We start from the raw sequence: 17,790 nt of genomic DNA on the forward strand, positions 1-17,790 counted from the left end.
CTGTCGGTCAGTCGGGGAGCGGGGTGACCAGGTCGAGCACTTCCGTTGCGCAACCCCAGGCGAGGCTCACGCCGGAGCCGCTGTGGCCGTAGTTGTGGATCACGTGACCGTCCTGCGTCGTGACCAATTCGAGTCTTACGGTGGGCCGGTGCGGCCGGATACCGACTCGATGCTCGAGAATTTCCGAGTGTCCTATCCTGGGGTCGATCTCGGCGCAGCGCCGCACTATTGCTTCGGCCGTCGTGGTATCGGGTTCGTAGCCGTCTGCGTCCGGTTCGGCGCAGCCGCCGAGGAGCAACACGTCGTCGCCCTGGGGCAGAAAGTACGTCGAGTCGTCTATTCCGCTGCTCTGTTCGATGAAGAACTCCGCGATTCCTGGGTTTCGCACCGCCACGAGCTGGCCGCGTATGGGTCGTACCGACGGATCCGGCACAAGGTCCCGAGCGCCATATCCACCGCAGTTGACCACGACCCGCGCCTCTGCCATGGCCTCGCTCAAGGTGGTGAGCCGTCGCCTCACCACCTCTGCGCCCAGCGACTGCAACTCTGCGCCCAGGAAAGCCAGATAGGCCGGCATATCGATGACTGGCGCCCGGTAGCGCCATCCGACTGCGAAGCCGGTGGGCAGCTCATCGCGCTCACACACTCGGAACTCGGGCAGATTTCGACTCCAGCCCGGGATCTCCACCAACGTCTGCGAGGCCTCGATGCCCGACAGCATCCGGACGCCGGGTACGCCGTCGACGGCCATGCGGGCGAAGCGTCCTAGGGATTCCTCGGCCCACCGGCCGCGGTGGGGGTGCTCGGCGTAGAGCGGGTCCCAGATGGCTCCCGCCGCCGATGACGTGCGCGAGGGGCATCGGTCTGCGGCGTACACACGAACCTTCAGCCCGGACTTCGCCAGGCGCAAGGCGGTGGTGAGGCCGATCACGCCGGCGCCCACGACAACGACGTCGGCCGGTGATCCCGAATGCGGATCGCTGCTCGGGCCGATCATGGCTGAGCTCTTCGCTCGCGATGATCAGGGTTGTTCACCAGAGGCGATCCGAGACCGTCGAGCACGTCGCACACTGCCTGGGCGGCAGCCGAACTCGATCGAAGGTTCGCTTCGTGTGTGCGGTAAGCCGTTGAGACCGAGGCGACGAACCGGTGCGGGTCGAGACTCTCCAAGTGTTTCCACTCGGGCCCCTTGCCGAGACCGTCGAACGCGGCTTTGATGCGTCCTGCCTCGATCGCCTCGGCCAGCGCCGAGGGGTCAACGAGACGCGGATGGCCCGTATTGACCAGCATGGCCCCCGTACGCATACCACCCAGTTCAAGGGCGCCCAACAACGGCGGTTCCCCCTCGGCCGGTCCGGGCCGGTGCAGGCAGATGGCGTCGGACTCCGAAATAAGCTCCTCGATGCTGACATGACGCATTCCGAGGGCAGCCTCGAGTGGCTCGTTGCGGCGAGGCGCTGCGTAGATGACGCGCATGCCGAATCCCAGGGCAGCAGTCCGGGCTACCCGTGAACCGATCCGGCCGGCGCCCACGATGCCGAGAGTCCGGCCACCGAGCTCATCGCCCAGCGGCCCGGGCGGCAGGGGCCGGGCGAGAGTCAGAAGGAGACGGATGGTGTGCTCGGCCACCGCCGTCGCATTCGTTCCGGGAGTGTTCGCAAATGCTATGCCGAGCTCGAAGGCGCGTTGCCAACCCGGAACGTGGGCCCGGAAATCGGTGCCCAGGAAGGCGACAGCTTCCAACGCCGTGGCTTGCTCGAAGTGTTCGGTTGTGGGTACTTCCTCGCCGCCGATCAGATATCCGCGGATTCCGATCAAAGCGGCGTGCAGCTCTTCGGGGTTGAGCGCGTGATCCGGGACCAGACGTACCTCGTAGTGTCTTTCCTCGATCATCGTGAGGACGCTGGAGGGGGTGCTGTCCCCGGTCACAAGTATCTTGCCGGAAGATCGGTGGGTGAACACCATGAACTCCGTTCTTCAGCGGACGCGGTACGAGATCAGGGTGAAGGTGCCGCGTGCTGAAAAGGCTTCGTACCGGTCGATCCCAGGTGTGTGCAGAGCAGGGCTTAAGTGTTGCTGGATCGCATCCACAAGCGGGCCGGTGGAGTCCGCCTGAACGTCGTCGGGTTCGTGCTCGATGACCAGTCGTCCGTGGTGCACATGCTCGGTCAGCCGGCGCAACATCCCGACGGTCAGCTCCGTGAAGGGACGCGGCGCGGAGCCGGTCGGCTGGCCTACCATCGCTCCGACACGCTCGAGCACAGCCGATGCCGCCGTGCGCACCTCGGCCGGGGCGGTCACAGTAGGAGATGTCGGGCCAAACGGCGGCGACGTGTAGACGAGCGCAGGCGTCGCTGCCGGGTTCAATGCGCGCCACGCTTGCGGATCGGTCGCATCCCCGCATACCACGCGAACGGTCGATGATCTGGGTGGTGCGATCTCCAGATCGGTCGCGAACATGGAGGCATGCGCCGTCCGGCCGTGGGCAGCCCGGACAGCGGCCAGTACGGCCAGCGCTGACACCACGACCGCGTCGGCCGGATCGATCCGATCGGCGATGTCCGTCAACGCCGAGGTCAGCCAGCCCGTTTGGCCGGCGGCAGCGAGCGGCGGCAACAGCGGAACGTGCCGGAATTGCGCCGTCGCTTTGGCCAGGGTCACGCAGGCGAGCAGGGGATCGCGCTCGATACCGAAGAAGTCGAGCCCGAGTATTCGTGCGGCCGCCGCAGTGCTGCCACCACCACAGAAAGGATCGATGACCACGGCCGGTCCGGCGGTGCGGAGCTTGCTCAGGATGTCCGCTGTGGTCCGGGCGTTGGAGGCGTTCTTGGCCTGAAACCAGCGGTCCACCGGCTCGGACGGGTCGGGGTCGTAACCCCTGCTGTCGATCTGGGTGTTGAGTGTGCTCATCTCGACCTATCCGAGCAGGGCGGTGACATCGCGCGCGCATCCCCAGGAAAGGGTCACGCCGGATCCACCGTGTCCGTAGTTGTGAATGACGACCGTGTCGTCGTGAACCTCTCGCTCCAACCGGACTTGCGATCGAACCGGTCGCAGCGCGGACTGCTGGTGGAGCGTCCGAGCCTGCTCCAGCCTGGGCTCGATCGCCGCGCACCGGGCGCGGATGCGGGCCGCCATGTCGGCAACTGCTTGCCGGCTGTCCGGCTCCTCGTCGAGGAGGCAGCCGCCGAGGATCACGTGGTCGGAGTGGGCGATGTAGTAGGTGGGCTCGGCATCTTCCGGATAGTCGGAGAAGAAGCCTGGTTCGATGCCCGGATTTTCTACCTGGACGAGGAGTCCCCAGCTTGCCGTCACCTCGGGATCGGGCACCAGGCGACGGGCGCCCAGCCCCGCGCAATTGATGACCGCGTCGGCCTCGGCCATCGCCTCGCGTATGCCGCGGAGCGGGCGGGTGAGCATTTCGGTCCGCACCTTGAGGTCGTTCAGTCTCTGTTGGAGATATCGCAGGTAGACCGGCATCTCAAAGATGGGCGCTGAATACGTCCAGCCGGCCACGAAACCGTCCGGGATCCGCTCCGGAGCCAGGACGGCGTAGCCCGGCAAGTTGTGCAGCCAGGCCGGTGGCGACATCTCGATCCGGGACGCCTCGTATCCGCCCACGAACTGGACGCCTGCGTCCGCGCCCAGCGATCCTACTTCGCGCAGAGTCAGCAGACTCCACCGAAGCACCCGGTCGTCGGAGACCAGATAGGGCCCCCACAACGCCCCCGCCCTCGCCGACGTCGTCTCGCTGGGGCGGTGGGCCGTGAGAACCGTGACGCTGCAACCGGCCTCGGCGAGAGAAAGCGCGGTTGTCATGCCGACGACTCCGGATCCGATGACCACAACGTCGGCGCTCGCCATGCGTCCACCTTAGTCACGCCGATTACGCAGAGGAAGACGACGATGGACGTTGCGTGTTCGGCTGAGGGACTCGACGAAGAGGTCGATGCCGCGGGCGAAGTAGGCGGGATCGCGCATCAGTGCGAGACGGACGAAAGTGCCTGTCTCGAGGGACTCCCCGGCCCAGAAGAACTGATCTCCGTTGAGCACCTCCAGCTGCCGGGCCCGGCACTCCTCGAGGAGCGTGTCTCGGCCCGTGGGCAGCCTCAGCCACTCCACACTCAGCGCAGGATTACGGTCTCGCCGCCGCGGATCCTGGCCGATGGAACCCACCTGCGCCTCGATGGCGTTGTCGAAGTAGGCCCGATTCTTGAGAATGATCTTCCGGGCACGTTCGAGTTCGTTGTCGGGCCGGCTCGGATCCAGCATGACGGTGAGTGCTCGGAGCCCTAGTTCCGAGACGTTCAGCAGGTATTGCGTGTGGATGGCGCGAATCGGCTCGCTCAGACGGCGAGTGACGCCGATGACCGCCGCTTTGACATCTGCGAAGGCGAGCGCCTTGCCCGTGTCGTCGATGGTGATGAGGTCGGCACCTTGCTCCTCGGCCGCTCGGACGAGGTCCCAGCGCATCGTGTCGTCACACCAGCGAAAGGCGGTGTCCACGACCAGGAGGACATCGCGGGCGGCGGCCCAGCCGATCAGCTCCTCCAACGACGCCCGGGTCGGGCAGCGTCCGGTGGGGTTGTTCGGGGCGACCAGGACCAGGGCTCCCAGTCCGTTCAGATCCAGCCGGGCGAGGTCGACCGTCGGTGTCAGGTCTCGCTCGTCAATCGGAATCGGCTTGATGTCCAGCGTGCGCAGGAGCCCCGGAATGTTGTCGAAGGTGGGGCAGACGACGCCGACCGGCCGGTCCATCCTCCTCAGGTGACTGGCGACGGCGGACATCGCGACCGAGGACGCATAGGTCACGAAGGTCCGGCCGTCCGGATACTCCTGTCCGGTGTGATGGGTCAGCGCGCGGAGAAACTGCCGCTCGGCCTCGGGGTAGTCCGGCCGGGTCCCGGCTAGTGCCCTCTCGACCGCAGTCCTGATGCCGGCCTGGCTTTCGGCCGAGAGAGTTTGATGCGCGTGCCCGTCCGAAAGGTTGATCACACGTGGGTCGAGGGCGCGGAGTTCCAGTTCGGTGAGATTGCGGGCGGTCATTTTCTCCTCCACTCAAAGTGCCTGCTGATCGTTCGGTTCGTTGTCGAAGCGGCGGCCGGGCCGATGATATGAAACGCCGATGCGGGCGGCCGTGAATGCCAGCGAAAGCAGCGGCGCGAAGGTGGTCAGGAGTGCGAAGTCGTCAAGAAAATAACTGGGAACGGCGACGACCAGCGAGAGGGTCTGCATCAATTCGATGATCAGCGCCAGCGCGTTGTTCCCGTGTTGACAGTGGCACTCGAACTCTCCAGGCGAATGCCGGCCGCCGGCGAACTTCCTGAATCGCCGCATGACATTCCTCCATCTCGCTTCCGTTATTGCGGCCAGCATGAGGACTGTTCGTGCCTCCAGGAAAGCGGGCGACTCGGCCTTCACGCAATGCGTGCACCGCGCTCTGCACGTGTCGCGTGCAGAGCGGTCGCCGGTGGTCGACGGGCTGCCCGGAGCGGAGCTAGCCTGCAGCTAGTCCGGCGCTTCGGGCCGTTGACCGTTGACCTCGGGAGACGACAGTGGACAAGCAGCACGGCAGTGCATGTGGACGCCGCCTGGCGGAGCAGGTCAAGCAGGCTCGGGGCACCCCCTACGACGCGGCTCACGCGATTCACCAGCACTGCGGTGTCTCGCTGCTGCGCGCCCATCGGGTGGCCCACGGCTATACCTTGACCGACGTCGCCGACCGTTTGAAAGAGATCCTGCGCGACCGGGGAGTTGTCAGTGATGGCCTGGCCCATCAGATGATCTCCCGTTGGGAGAGCGGTTCTGACACGCCGTCGGCCCGCTATTTCGACGCCCTGTGTTACCTCTACCGCACCAGGCCTGACCGTCTCGGTTTCGGTCACGACTACACGGAGCCGGACGAGCCGTCTCGAAAAGTGGATGTGCCCGACGGAGTGGAGGTGCTGACGGCCGAAGGGCTGGGCACAGTTCGCCTCAACGGTCGCACCGCCCGTCAAGCAGTTTCCTACTTCGAGCAGCGGGCCGACGACAGTGGCTACGGGCTCTACACGACCGCGCCACTCGATTTCGTGCCGGCCCGGATGATGGATATCGCCGCGATTCAGCGTTTGCTGTTGCAGCGGCAGCCGGTCGGCCTGGAACGGCGTCTTTATCGCACGCTGGCCAAGAATGCGGGCTTCATCGGTGTGCGGCTCACCGACGTCGCCAGCGTTCACGAGACCATGAACTGGTTCGGTGTGGCCCGGCATGCCGCTCGCCGGGCCCAGGACGCCGGTATCGAGGCGTGGATTGCCGGTCACCTCTGTGATGCCCATGCCTGCTACGGGCACTCGCTGCGGCAAGGGCTGGACGCCGCGCGAGTGGCGCAGCTGGCCAGCGGGTCGGCGCCCAACTCGGCGGCGCTCTTCGGCTATCTGTCGGAGGCCGGCGTCCAGGCCCGGCTGGGTAACCGCCGGGAGACGCTGGTGGCCGTCCGCACGGCGGAGCGCATATTCGACGAGCTGCCCCCAGAGATGATCGCGGCGGACGGCATCCGTATCCCGGAGTACTTCCTGCGCTGGCACCAGTCGAATGCCCTCAGCATCGTGGGTGAGGGCCGGCTCGCCGATCCGCTACGACACCGGGCGCTGGAACTCACCTCGGTAAGCGGAGATCTTGTCGGCCGTTCCCTGCTTCATCTTGATCGGGCTGCCGTCATGTTCGCGTCCGGTGAGGTCGATGGCGCTTGTCAGTCGGTCCGGGCGGCGTGGGACGTGCCGACGGAGTTTCACGTCGGCCAGATCCCGGAGCGGACCAAGACCATCCTGAGCGCCTTGCCGTCGAGCAAGACGAGCACCTCCGAGGTGCGCCATCTCGTCGAATACCTGCGATCACTGAACGGATCCCGGCTTTACCCGGCGTGACTGCCGGAGTGCGACCAGCGGTGTGATCCACGCCGCAGCGCAGGTTCTTTGATTTTGAAATAGTTGCCGGGTCAACGAGGTTGAGGGTGGCAGTACGCGGGACACATACGGGTCCCGGGGCAGAGGGAGCGGGTCATGCAGTTCGGAATCTTCAGCGTCAGCGACATCACGACCGATCCGACGACCGGGCAGACGCCGACCGAGCACGAGCGCATCAAGAACATCGTGACGATCGCCAAGCACGCCGAGGAGGTCGGTCTCGACGTCTTCGCGCTCGGCGAGCACCACAACGAGCCGTTCTTCTCGTCGTCGCCCACCACCACACTCGGCTACATCGCCGCGCAGACCGACAATCTGCTGCTCAGCACGGCGACCACGCTGATCACCACCAACGACCCGGTGAAGATCGCCGAGGACTACGCGATGCTGCAGCACTTGTCGGGCGGCCGCGTCGACCTGATGATGGGGCGCGGCAACACCGGGCCGGTCTACCCCTGGTTCGGCAAGGACATCCGGGCCGGCATCCCGCTCGCCATCGAGAACTACGCGCTGCTGCACAAGCTGTGGCGTGAGCACGTCGTCGACTGGTCCGGCAAGTTCCGTACGCCGCTGCAGTCGTTCACGTCGACCCCGCGCCCGCTCGACGGCATCCCACCGTTCGTGTGGCACGGCTCGATCCGCAGCCCCGAGATCGCTGAGCAGGCCGCCTTCTACGGCGACGGTTTCTTCGCCAACCACATCTTCTGGCCGAAGGAGCACACGCAGCGGATGATCGCGCTCTACCGCCAGCGTTTCGCGCACTACGGCCACGGCGACCCCGACCGGGCCATCGTCGGTCTCGGCGGGCAGGTCTTCATGCGCAAGAACAGCCAGGACGCGGTCAAGGAGTTCCGGCCGTACTTCGACAACGCACCGGTCTACGGCCACGGCCCGTCACTGGAGGACTTCACCAGCCAGACGCCGCTCACCGTGGGCAGCCCGCAGCAGGTGATCGACCGCACGCTGGGCTTCCGCGACTACGTCGGCGACTACCAGCGCCAGCTGTTCCTGCTCGACCACGCCGGTCTGCCGCTGAAGACCGTGCTGGAGCAGCTCGACCTGCTCGGCGAGGAAGTCGTGCCGGTGCTGCGCAAGGAGTTCGCGTCGCTCAAGCCGGCCCACGTGCCGGACGCCCCTACCCACGCCTCGATGCTCGCCGCCCGGCAGGAGGTCGCCGCATGAAGCGCAACCTGGTAGTGGTGTCGGCGGGGCTGAGCCAGCCCTCGTCCACCCGGCTGCTGGCCGATCAGCTGGCCGCGGCCGTGGTGGCCGGCCGTGAGATCGACTTCGACGTCACCGTGATCGAGCTGCGCGACCTCGCTCACGACATCGCCAACCACCTGCTGACCGGCTTCCCGCCCGCGGCCCTCAAACAGGCCCTGGACGCGGTGGCCGGCGCGGACGGGCTGATCGCGGTGACGCCGATCTTCACGGCCAGTTACAGCGGGCTGTTCAAGTCGTTCTTCGACGTGGTCGACAAGGACGCGCTGGTCGACAAGCCGGTGCTGATCGCGGCCACGGCCGGGACGGCCCGCCACTCGCTGGCCCTGGAGCACGCTCTGCGACCCATGTTCGCCTACCTGCGGGCGGTCGTGGTGCCGACGGCGGTCTTCGCGGCCACCGACGACTGGGGCGCCGACTCGTCGGACGGCTACCTGCAGTCCCGGATCACCCGGGCCGCGGCGGAACTGGTGGCCGAGGTGTCGCGCCGCGAGCCGGCCACCGTCGCGGATCCGTTCGCGCTCACTGTCGACTTCAAAGACCTCCTGTAAGACGGGCGGCGCCGGGGTACAAAGAAGCGAGCCGACGAAGGGGTCACCGTCATGGGTGAGATCGTGCTGGTCCGGCACGGGCAGACCGAGTGGAGTGCGAACGGCAAGCACACGTCGTACACCGATCTCGATCTGACCGCGGACGGGGAGCTTCAGGCGCGGGCCGTCGCGCCGCGGGTCGAGAAGCGGCAATTCGTGGCCGTGGTCTCGAGCCCACGCCGGCGGGCGTTACGCACCGCCGAGCTGGCCGGGCTCACGGTCACCGAGACGACCGAGGATCTGGCCGAGTGGAACTACGGGAAGTACGAGGGCATCACCTCGGCCACGATCCACGAGACCGATCCGGACTGGTGGCTGTTCTCCGACGGCGCGCCCGGTGGCGAGTCGCCCGACCAGATCGCCGAGCGGATCGACCGCGTACTGGAAAAGGTCCGGCCCCTGCTCGACGCGGGGGATGTGGCGCTGATCGGGCACGGCCACGCGTTGCGGGTGGTCGGGGCGCGGTGGCTCGGGCTGCCGGCCGAGTACGGCGGCCGGCTCAAGCTGGGCACGGCGACGCTGTCGATCCTGGGTTTCGACCACGGGCGCACCGCCATCGACACGTGGAACGCCCCCTGCGGCTGAGCCGGTCCGCACCCGGAAGATCACGCAAGCTTCGGATTGACGCCGCCTGATGTTGCGGTGCGGCCGCCATATTGACCGTCGTGGAACGACGGAATCTTTTCAGGGCGGCCGCGGCCGCGACCCTCGTGACGACGGCGGCCCCCGAGGTGGCGCACGCCGCGCCGGCGACGTTCGATCAGGACGACCCGCGGTTCGCGATCGCGGTGCTGCCGGACACCCAGTACCTGTTCGACGCGGACAGCTCCGACCCGGCGCCGCTGCGGGAAACCTTCGGCTACCTGCTCGAGCAGCGGGCCGAGGACAACATCGCCTTCCTGACGCACCTCGGGGACGTCACCGAGCACGGCACCGAGCAGGAGATCGTGCTGGCCGGGCAGACGTTCACGAAGATCGACGGGAAGTTGCCGTACAGCGTGCTGGCCGGCAACCACGACGTCGACGGCTCGAAGGACGACCAGCGCGGCGCCAGCGCGTACCTGTCGACCTTCGGCCCGCAGCGGCAGCGCAAGTCGCGCACCTTCCTGGGCGCCTCACCCGACGGTTACAACACGGCCCACCTGATCGAGGCGGCCGGCCGGAAGTGGCTGATCCTGGCCCTGGACTGGCGCATCTCCGACAAGGGTCTGGCCTGGGTCAAGTCGATCATGGGTGACTATCCGACGATCGTCACGACCCACGACCTCGCCTACGCCGACGACACCGGGCAGGCCGCCCTGTCGGACCACGGCCAGCGGCTCTGGGACAACCTGATCAAGGACCACGACCAGATCTTCCTGACCCTCAACGGGCACTACTGGCCGCCCGGGCGCACCACCCTGAGGAACGCCCGGGGCAACGACGTCCACGTGCACATCACCAACTATCAGGACCGCTACTACGGCGGCGCCGGCATGATCCGGCTGTACCGCTTCGACCTGGTCCGCAACCGGATCGACGTGGAGACGTTCGCGCCCTGGTTCCTGGCCCGCGACCCCGCCCGGCGGACCCCGCTGGAGTCCGAGACGATCGAGCTGACCAGCGACGTCGACCGGTTCAGCCTCGACTTCGACTTCGACGCCCGGTTCCCCACGCCCAAGCCTGCCCCGCGGCCCGCGGCCCGGGTGGTCGACCGGCACACCGCCGCCTACTGGCGTTTCGACCAGGCCGGACAGAGCGTGGCCGACGGTGCGACCGTGCGTGACCTCAGCGGCAAAGGCAACCATTTGACCGTACGGCGTCTCGCCAACAGCACCCCCGAGACGCTGACGCTGAGCGAGGAACACCACGTCGGCGCGCCCGCCCACGCCAGCTTGCGCTTCGACGGCGGCAAGAACCCCGACCGCGGCGCCGTCCTGCAGACCGCCGGCAACGCGCCGCTCAACAGCGCGAAGTTCCTCGACGGCTACACGATCGAGGCTTTCGTCAAGCTGCCCGAGCCGTTCGCCGGCGACCACTCGTGGATGGGCATCCTGAGCTGGGAGGGCCGCGCGGGCGACGCCGGCAAGCACAGCGGCTGGTCCGACCTGGAACCCACGTGCAGCCTGAACATCTCGGGCGAACGGTTCCTGCAGTACGTGCTCTACTCCGAGGTGGGCGACCACAACCCGACCCACTGGAGCCACGCCCTGCCCACCGGCGTCTGGCAGCACCTGGCGGTGGTCAACGACGGCAAGCGCTCGCTCGTCTACGTGAACGGCTCCAAGATCGCCCGTAATCCGACCCAGCCGGCCCGGGGCATCGCCACGGTGGGCCGCCCCTTCACCCTCGGCGCGACGTCGTTCGACCTCAAGTACGGCCAGGGCTTCTACGGCTGGATCGGCGACGTCCGCATCACCGCCCGCGCCCTGCGCCCCGCCCAGTTCCTGCCGGGAGGTCACTACCGCTGACCCCGTACGGGGGCACATGATCGAGCCATGGACGGTAAGGCCCGGGGCGTCGCGTTGCTGGTCGCGGGCGCGTTCTTCATGGAGATCCTGGACGCGACGGTGATCGCCCCGGCCGCGCCGCACATCGCGGCCGACCTGGGGGTCGAGCCGGTCAGCGTGAACGTGGCGATCACCGCCTACCTGCTCACGCTGGCCGTGCTCATCCCGATCAGCGGGTGGCTGACCGACCGGTACGGCGCCCGCCGGGTCTTCACGGCCGCGCTGACCGTGTTCACGCTGGCCTCGGTGGGGTGCGCCGTCGCGGTCACCCTGCCGATGCTGGTCGGCACCCGGGTGTTGCAGGGTGCCGGCGGTGCGCTGATGGTGCCGGTCGGCCGCCTCGTGGTGATCCGTACGACGGCCAAGACCGACCTGGTGCGCGCCATCGCCTACCTGACCTGGCCCGCACTGGCGGCGCCACTGATCGCCCCCGCACTCGGTGGTGTCCTCAGCACGTACGCGTCCTGGCGCTGGATCTTTTTGATCAACGTGCCGCTCGGCCTGGCCGCCCTGGTGCTGGCCCACCGCCTGCTGCCCGACGTGCGCGCCGACCGCCCCCGCCCCCTCGACCGGCGCGGCTTCCTGCTGATCGCCCTGGGCACGGCGGCGCTGGTGGCCGCCCTGGAAACCGTCGCCGGCCCCGACCCCCGCTGGCCCCTCGCCGTCACCCTGCTCGTGCCGGCCGCGGCCGCGTTGGGCGCCGCCACCGCCCACCTCCGGCGAGCCACCCACCCCCTGGTCGACTTGAGCATCTTCCACGTACGCACCTACCGCGCGACGGCCCTCGGCGGCTCGACGTTCCGCGCCGCCATCACCGCCATCCCGTTCCTGCTGCCCCTGCTGTTCCAGCTCAGCTTCGGCTGGACCGCCGCCCAGGCCGGCCTGGTGGTGATCGCCCTGTTCCTGGGAAACATCGGCATCAAACCGGTCACCACCCCCCTGATGCGCCGCCTCGGCATCCGCACAGTCATGCTCGGCTCGGTCCTGGCCTCCGCCGCGTGCCTGGCCGGCATCGCCTTCCTGACCGCCGCCACCCCCCTGCTCGTCACCCTGACAGTCCTGCTGCTCAGCGGCGTCTTCCGCTCGACCGGCTTCACCATCTACAACACGATCGCCTTCGCCGACGTGCCACCCGCCCGCATGACCAGCGCCAACACCCTGATGTCAACAATTCAGGAACTGGGCGCAGGTCTAGGAGTCGCTCTAGGAGCCTTACTCGTACGGCTGGGAGAAACCTTCACCGGGACGCCGTTCCGAGTGGCCTTCCTGGCGCTGGCGGCCCTCCTGATCCTCCCGGCGATCGAAGCTTTCCGCCTGCCCACCACCGCAGGCAACGTGATCACCGGCCGCACTGCTCAGCCCCCACGCCCAGCCCCGCGTGCTTCCTGACCACCTTCGCCAACCGTCGCCCGCCCACTATGGCCGAGGCACGAAGCGGTGGATGGCGGTAGCGATGATCACCGTGCCGGCGAGGCACCTCAGGGGCGAATGCGATAGGTGGGGCGGTGACTATCGCGCCGACCGCCCGGCTTGAGACGAGCGCCGTGGCCGTGACGCTCGGTGGCGTGATGCTGGAACGAGTGCGGCGGTGACAAAGCGCTGGCGGCCCGGCTTGCGGCCGAGCGGGGTGGGCGGCGTGGCGCCGGGTGGCCTGATGTTGGGACGAACGTGGCGGTGGCTATCACGCCGACGGCCAAGCCTGGGGCGGCGCCGGGTTTGGCGCTCGGTGAGCGCGGCTTCTGGTCGAGGGCGGCACTGGCTACCGAGCCGGCGGCCGGTTCTGGGACCGAGCGCGGTGGGCGGAGCGCTGGGTGGCGTGATGCCGGGGCAAGTGCGGCGGTGGCTATCGCGCTGGCGGGGAAGCTCAGGAAAGTGAGTGATGGGCGAGTCCGGGAGTGACGTGATGTTGGCGCGATCGTGGCAGCGGTTGTCACAACGTGGAAAACCAAAGCCGAGGCACTGAACAGGCCGGACGGGCCCACCCATTCTTTCAACCTTGACCCCAGCATGGTGAGTTGCACCTGCCGAGTGCTGGAAACGGCATCGAGTTTCACCGCAACCATTCTCGGAGAGCAACCACACAATTCCATTAAAATGCAACGAGCGTGAGCCGAACGCAAAACCGTAAGCGGAACCCCCACCGGGGAAGTCCACCTTTTCCGAGAGGCAACGCGCGGCCGGGTAACCACGTCCCGGCGACAAGACGGCGCAACCGGACGGCCGCGAGGCCAGATCACCGCCTGATTTTGCGCAGCCCACCGAGCCTTCTCCGCATGCCGCCGCCGCAGCCCAAAAGCACGACGCCGCTCGTGGTCACGCCGAAACTCCTCATTCCCCGGCGAATAATTACGCGCCTTGGTCCGATCCCGCATCTCAGCAATAACGGCCCGGCTGAACAACGACATCTGACGACCCATGCCTACATTCTTCACCGAAGAACCCACACGATGTCAGTAGTCGATCATGCCACTTTACGACAATTTCGCGGACGCATTAGCCGAGTGCCGGAAGCGGCGCGCGGATGGGCGGTACGTGGAAATGCGCCGGCGCGCGGGAGAACGGGGCGCGGGAATGCGGCGCGCGGGAGGACGACGCGTGGGAGGGCGGCGTACGGGTGGCGGAGCGCGGGAGGGCGGCGCGCGGAAGGGCGGGACGCGGGAAGGCGAGGTGCGGGTGGCGGCGCGTGGAGGGCGGCGCGGAGGGGCGGGACGCGGGAAGGCGAGGTGCGGGTGGCGGGGTGGCGGCGTGCGGAAGGCGGCGGGCGGAAGGGCGGGACGCCGGAAGGCGAGGTGCGGAGCACGGCGCACGGAAGGGGAAGGTGGGGATGCGGCGCGATGAGGGTGGCGCGTGGAGAGCTGGTATGCGGGAGGACGGCGCGCGGAAGGCAGGACGCGGGAGGGCGGCGTGCGGAAGGCAGGACGCGGGAGGGCGGCGTGCGGGTGGCGGGGCGCGGAAGGGCGGGGCGCGGGAAAGTGGGACGCGGGAGGCCGTCGCCCCGGAGGGGCGGGCGCGAGGAACTTGGTGCGCGGATGAGCGTGGCACGGGAGGCGGCACGTGGGAAGGCGCGGGAAGGCAGCGCACGGGGAGGTGGCGCGTGGAGGGGCGGGGCTTGGGGAGGCGTTAGGAGGCCGGCTGCAGGACCGCGGTCAGGTTGCGGAGCGCAAAGTCAAGTGGGTGCCGCCGACCTCGATGACGTCGCCCGGCCGTAGGTCGACTGTTGCCACCGGATGTCCGTTGACCCGGGTGCCGTTGTGGGAGCCCAGGTCGGTCAGGGTGATGCGGTCGTCGGCGGCTTCCAGGATCAGGTGGCGGCGCGACACGCCCGGGTCGCGCAGCCGTACGCCGGACTGGCGGTCGCGGCCCAGCACGGTCAGCCCCGCGGAGAGCGGCCACACCTGTCCCTCCGCGCTGACCAGGGTGGCCACGGCCTCGTCGCCGAAGGAGACCAGGGGTGGGGGGTCGGGTTCGAGCAGGGCGGCCACCCGGAACGTGCCGGTGTCCAGGTCTTCCAGCACGAAAATCTCGACCGAGACGTCGCCGTAGACGATCCAGGCCTGGTCCGCGATCAGGGCGGCCTGGTGAACGGCCAGGTCCTGCGCCAGCTGGGTGGCGTGCGGGGCCCAGCGGCGGTGGTCGTAGGCGGACAGGCCGACCGTGTAGCGGTTCGGCACCAGTGTGCGGCCCTCGCCGAGCAGGGCTTTGTGCCGTTCCGCTTCGCGCCGCATGGCTTCGAGGACGTTTTTCGGGCGCACCGGACTGTGGAGCTCGAAGTCTTCGAGTCCCACGCGTTCGGGCGCAGCGGTCACGGCGTGATCCAGACGGGTCGTACGACACGGCAGGGAACGAGTATGCCAGGAGTCGCGGCCGCGATCAGGACACCGTCGCGCGGATGTCGCCCAATCCGCGCGCGACCAGGAAGTGTCCGCCGTCGGCGAGCCGCCCGCCCCACGAATGTGACTGCGCGTCCCAGCGTCGCCACAGCCGGCGATCGGTGTGGACGACGACGCGCGCCGACTTGCCCGGATCGACTTCGACAGCTGTCCACCCCACCAGCCGTACGGGCTCGTCCGCCTCGACGGGACGCAGGTAGACCTGCACCACTTCGCGGCTCGTGTGCCGGCCGATGTTACGCACGGTCACGGTGATCGAGGGGGCGTCCCCGGTGACCAGCCGTACGTCGCTGTACTCCCAGTCGCCGTACCCGAGTCCGTGCCCCAGCCAGAACGCCGGTTCGGGCGCGCGCCCCGCGGCGTGCCCGCGATAGCCGATGAAGGTTCCTTCCCCGTACGCCACCTCGCCGTCGACCGGCGTCACCGACCACGCGGGCGAGGCCTCGTCGGCGGCCGGGAACGACGTGACCAGCCGGCCCGCCGGTTCGATGTCGCCGAGCAGGGCCGCGGCGACCGCGTGTCCGCCCTCCTGCCCGGGCAGCCCGGCCCACAGCACGGCCTCGACCTTCGCCAGCCACGGCATGAGCACCGGGGTGGCCGCGTTGACGACCACCACCGTACGGGCGGCAGCATCGGCCACCGCCTCCACCAGCGCGTCCTGGTCGCCGGGCAGCCGCAGCGTCGTCTTGTCGACCGACTCCGTCTCCTGCTCCTCGGTCAGCCCCACGACCACGACCGCCACGTCGGCGCCGGTCGCCACCCGTACGGCCTCCTCGATCACGTCGGCGCCGGCCCGCGGGGCGACATTCCCGACGAGTCCGTAAAGCCCCATGCCGTCGATGGCCACGGTGGCCTCGAACCGCTCGGGCGCCGATTCCGGGGTGAAAGTGCGATACGGCGGAGTCAGAACGTCCTCACCCATCCCGCCGCCCGACCGCAGCACAAAGGACTCACCGCCCACGACCTGCCACTCGCCCACACCGAACACACCCAGCTCAAGCCCGCCGCGCGTGGGGGAGGCCGTCCCGGCGGCGGTGGTGGAGGTCTGGCCAGTGGCGGTGGCAGACGGGGGGCCGGCGGCGGAGGTCTGGTCGGGGGCGGTGCTGGAGGTGGTGGAGGTCTGGCCAGTGGCGGTGGGGGAGGTGGGGCCGGTGGAGGAGGGCTGGTCGGCCGGGGTGGCGGTGCTACCGGGGGTACTCGTGCTGGAGGTGGTGGAGGTTTGGCTAGTGGCGGCAGGGGTGGGAGAGCCGGAGTCGGGCGGCGGGATGTCGGCCCCGGACGGGGTGGTGTGGACGTCGGCGAGGAGGCGGGCCGACGTGACGGTGCCCGGGAAGTCGTCGTCCATGCCGATCATGGTTTTGGACTGGGGGCAGTAGCGGCGTTCGAGTTCGGTGCCGGTGGCGTCGTACAGGATGACGTCGATGCCCGGCCGGCCGGTGGACGGTGCGGTCAGGTAGCCGCCGCGGGCGGGGATCGGGCGGGTGCGCACGTCGACGCCGTCGAGCACCGTCACCCGGTCGCCCAGCTGGGCGGTCAGGCCTTCGGCCACGCTGACCTGGTACGGCGCGTTCACTGCGGCCGAACCGCCGCCCATGTCGATCGTGTCGACGGCGTGCCGGCCGATCAGGGCCACGGAGGCCGAGCGGCTGAGCGGCAGCAGGTCGTTGTCGTTCTTGAGCACGGTGATGCCGCGCGCGGCCAGGCGGGTCAACTGCTCCCGGCGTACGGGGGAATCGGGTTTTGGCAGGTCGCCGGGCCACGTGCGGGGCTCGCCGAGGGCGCCGACCCGTTCGGCCAGGCGCAGCAGCCGGGTCACGTGGTCGTCGATCGCTGACTCGTCGACCTCGCCCGCCTGCACGGCCGCCACCAGCGCGTCGCCCCACGGGCCGTCGGGGCCGGGCATGACCAGGTCGAGACCGCCGTTGGCGGCGGGGGCGGCGGTCTTCGTGGCGAACCAGTCCGACATGATCAGGCCGGGCCAGCCCCAGTCGCCCTTGACGACCTTGTTGTTGACGTAGTCCTGTTCGGTCGCGGCCACACCGTTGACGTCGTTGTAGGCCGCCATCATCGTCCATGCGCCGGCGTCCTGCGCGGCGATCTCGAACGGCAGCAGGTACAGCTCGTGCAGCGTGCGCTCGTCGACTACCGAGTTCATCGTGTCGCGGTCGGTCTCGCTCTCGTTGGCGACCAGGTGTTTGAGGCACGCGGCGACGCCACTGTCCTGCATGCCCCGCACGTAGGCGGCGGCCAGGCGCCCGGTGAGCAGCGGATCCTCCGAGTACGCCTCGAACAGCCGGCCGCCCAGCGGGGAGCGGTGCAGGTTGATCGTCGGCCCCAGCACCACGTGGATCTCCTGCGCGGCGGCTTCCTCGGCCAGGAGCTGTCCCACCTCGTACGCGGTCTGCTCGTCCCACGTGGCGGCCAGCAGCGTGGCGTTGGGGAACAAGGTCACCACCCGGCCACCGGTGAACTTCAATCCGCGTACGCCCGTAGGGCCGTCGGAGAAGCGCATCTCGTGCAGCCCGATCGCCGGTTCGCCGGCCAGCGTGAACGCGGTGGCCCCGGTGAGGAGGCGAACCTTGGAGCGAAGGTCGAGCGACTTGACGAGGGCGACGAGGTCGGAACTCATCCCCTCATGGTTACACGTGTAAGTTGG

At 68.6% G+C, this 17,790-nt stretch carries 14 protein-coding genes; 6 read left to right on the forward strand and 8 right to left on the reverse strand.

The window, feature by feature from the left end:
• Window positions 1–7: 7 nt before the first annotated feature.
• From BKA14_RS02825 to BKA14_RS02850, 6 genes are read right to left on the reverse strand one after another with little or no spacing between them, the layout of a single operon-like run.
• A complete protein-coding gene (locus tag BKA14_RS02825) occupies window positions 8–997 on the reverse strand; it encodes an FAD-dependent oxidoreductase (protein ID WP_184949374.1) in 990 nt (329 codons plus the stop codon).
• A complete protein-coding gene (locus tag BKA14_RS02830; protein ID WP_184949375.1) occupies window positions 994–1,965 on the reverse strand; it encodes an NAD(P)-dependent oxidoreductase in 972 nt (323 codons plus the stop codon). The genes BKA14_RS02825 and BKA14_RS02830 overlap by 4 nt, the downstream gene beginning before the upstream one ends.
• A 12-nt stretch (window positions 1,966–1,977) precedes the next feature.
• Window positions 1,978–2,910 (reverse strand): hypothetical protein, encoded by a 933-nt coding sequence (locus BKA14_RS02835; protein ID WP_184949376.1) that lies wholly within the window; start codon window positions 2,908–2,910, stop codon window positions 1,978–1,980.
• Between the two features lie 6 nt (window positions 2,911–2,916).
• Window positions 2,917–3,864, reverse strand: coding sequence for an FAD-dependent oxidoreductase (locus BKA14_RS02840; protein WP_184949377.1), 948 nt, complete (start codon window positions 3,862–3,864; stop codon window positions 2,917–2,919).
• 9 nt (window positions 3,865–3,873) lie between these two features.
• A complete protein-coding gene (locus tag BKA14_RS02845) occupies window positions 3,874–5,046 on the reverse strand; it encodes a pyridoxal phosphate-dependent aminotransferase (RefSeq protein WP_184949378.1) in 1,173 nt (390 codons plus the stop codon).
• A gap of 12 nt (window positions 5,047–5,058) precedes the next feature.
• On the reverse strand, window positions 5,059–5,337 hold the full coding sequence (locus BKA14_RS02850; RefSeq protein ID WP_184949379.1) for a hypothetical protein: 279 nt from the start codon (window positions 5,335–5,337) through the stop codon (window positions 5,059–5,061).
• Window positions 5,338–5,555: 218 nt separating this feature from the next.
• Here BKA14_RS02850 and BKA14_RS02855 point away from each other — a divergent pair, with 218 nt between their 5' ends.
• The 6 genes from BKA14_RS02855 (at window position 5,556) to BKA14_RS02880 (ending at window position 12,633) form a co-directional block, all read left to right on the forward strand.
• Window positions 5,556–6,905 (forward strand): helix-turn-helix domain-containing protein, encoded by a 1,350-nt coding sequence (locus tag BKA14_RS02855; protein ID WP_184949380.1) that lies wholly within the window; start codon window positions 5,556–5,558, stop codon window positions 6,903–6,905.
• 135 nt (window positions 6,906–7,040) lie between these two features.
• The gene (locus BKA14_RS02860; protein WP_184949381.1) at window positions 7,041–8,126 is read left to right on the forward strand and encodes an LLM class flavin-dependent oxidoreductase; all 1,086 of its coding nucleotides are present in this window, start codon (window positions 7,041–7,043) and stop codon (window positions 8,124–8,126) included.
• On the forward strand, window positions 8,123–8,716 hold the full coding sequence (locus BKA14_RS02865) for an FMN reductase (RefSeq protein ID WP_184949382.1): 594 nt from the start codon (window positions 8,123–8,125) through the stop codon (window positions 8,714–8,716). Before BKA14_RS02860 ends, BKA14_RS02865 begins: the two co-directional genes overlap by 4 nt.
• A gap of 51 nt (window positions 8,717–8,767) precedes the next feature.
• The gene (locus tag BKA14_RS02870) at window positions 8,768–9,340 is read left to right on the forward strand and encodes a histidine phosphatase family protein (protein ID WP_184949383.1); all 573 of its coding nucleotides are present in this window, start codon (window positions 8,768–8,770) and stop codon (window positions 9,338–9,340) included.
• An 80-nt stretch (window positions 9,341–9,420) separates the two neighbouring features.
• Window positions 9,421–11,205 carry a LamG-like jellyroll fold domain-containing protein gene (locus tag BKA14_RS02875; RefSeq protein WP_203722359.1) on the forward strand — a complete coding sequence of 595 codons (1,785 nt, stop codon included), beginning with the start codon at window positions 9,421–9,423 and terminating at the stop codon, window positions 11,203–11,205.
• A 27-nt stretch (window positions 11,206–11,232) separates the two neighbouring features.
• Complete coding sequence (locus BKA14_RS02880) at window positions 11,233–12,633, forward strand: MFS transporter (protein ID WP_184949384.1); 1,401 nt, start codon at window positions 11,233–11,235, stop codon at window positions 12,631–12,633.
• A gap of 1,757 nt (window positions 12,634–14,390) precedes the next feature.
• Here BKA14_RS02880 and BKA14_RS02885 read toward each other — a convergent pair.
• Both BKA14_RS02885 and BKA14_RS02890 read right to left on the reverse strand, forming a co-directional pair.
• Window positions 14,391–14,996, reverse strand: coding sequence for an FHA domain-containing protein (locus BKA14_RS02885; protein ID WP_184949385.1), 606 nt, complete (start codon window positions 14,994–14,996; stop codon window positions 14,391–14,393).
• 118 nt (window positions 14,997–15,114) lie between these two features.
• On the reverse strand, window positions 15,115–17,763 hold the full coding sequence (locus BKA14_RS02890) for a beta-glucosidase (protein ID WP_184949386.1): 2,649 nt from the start codon (window positions 17,761–17,763) through the stop codon (window positions 15,115–15,117).
• Window positions 17,764–17,790 lie beyond the last annotated feature (27 nt).

Origin of the sequence: Paractinoplanes abujensis (genome assembly GCF_014204895.1) — a bacterium.
In the GTDB taxonomy this organism is placed as follows: Bacteria; Actinomycetota; Actinomycetes; order Mycobacteriales; family Micromonosporaceae; genus Actinoplanes; species Actinoplanes abujensis.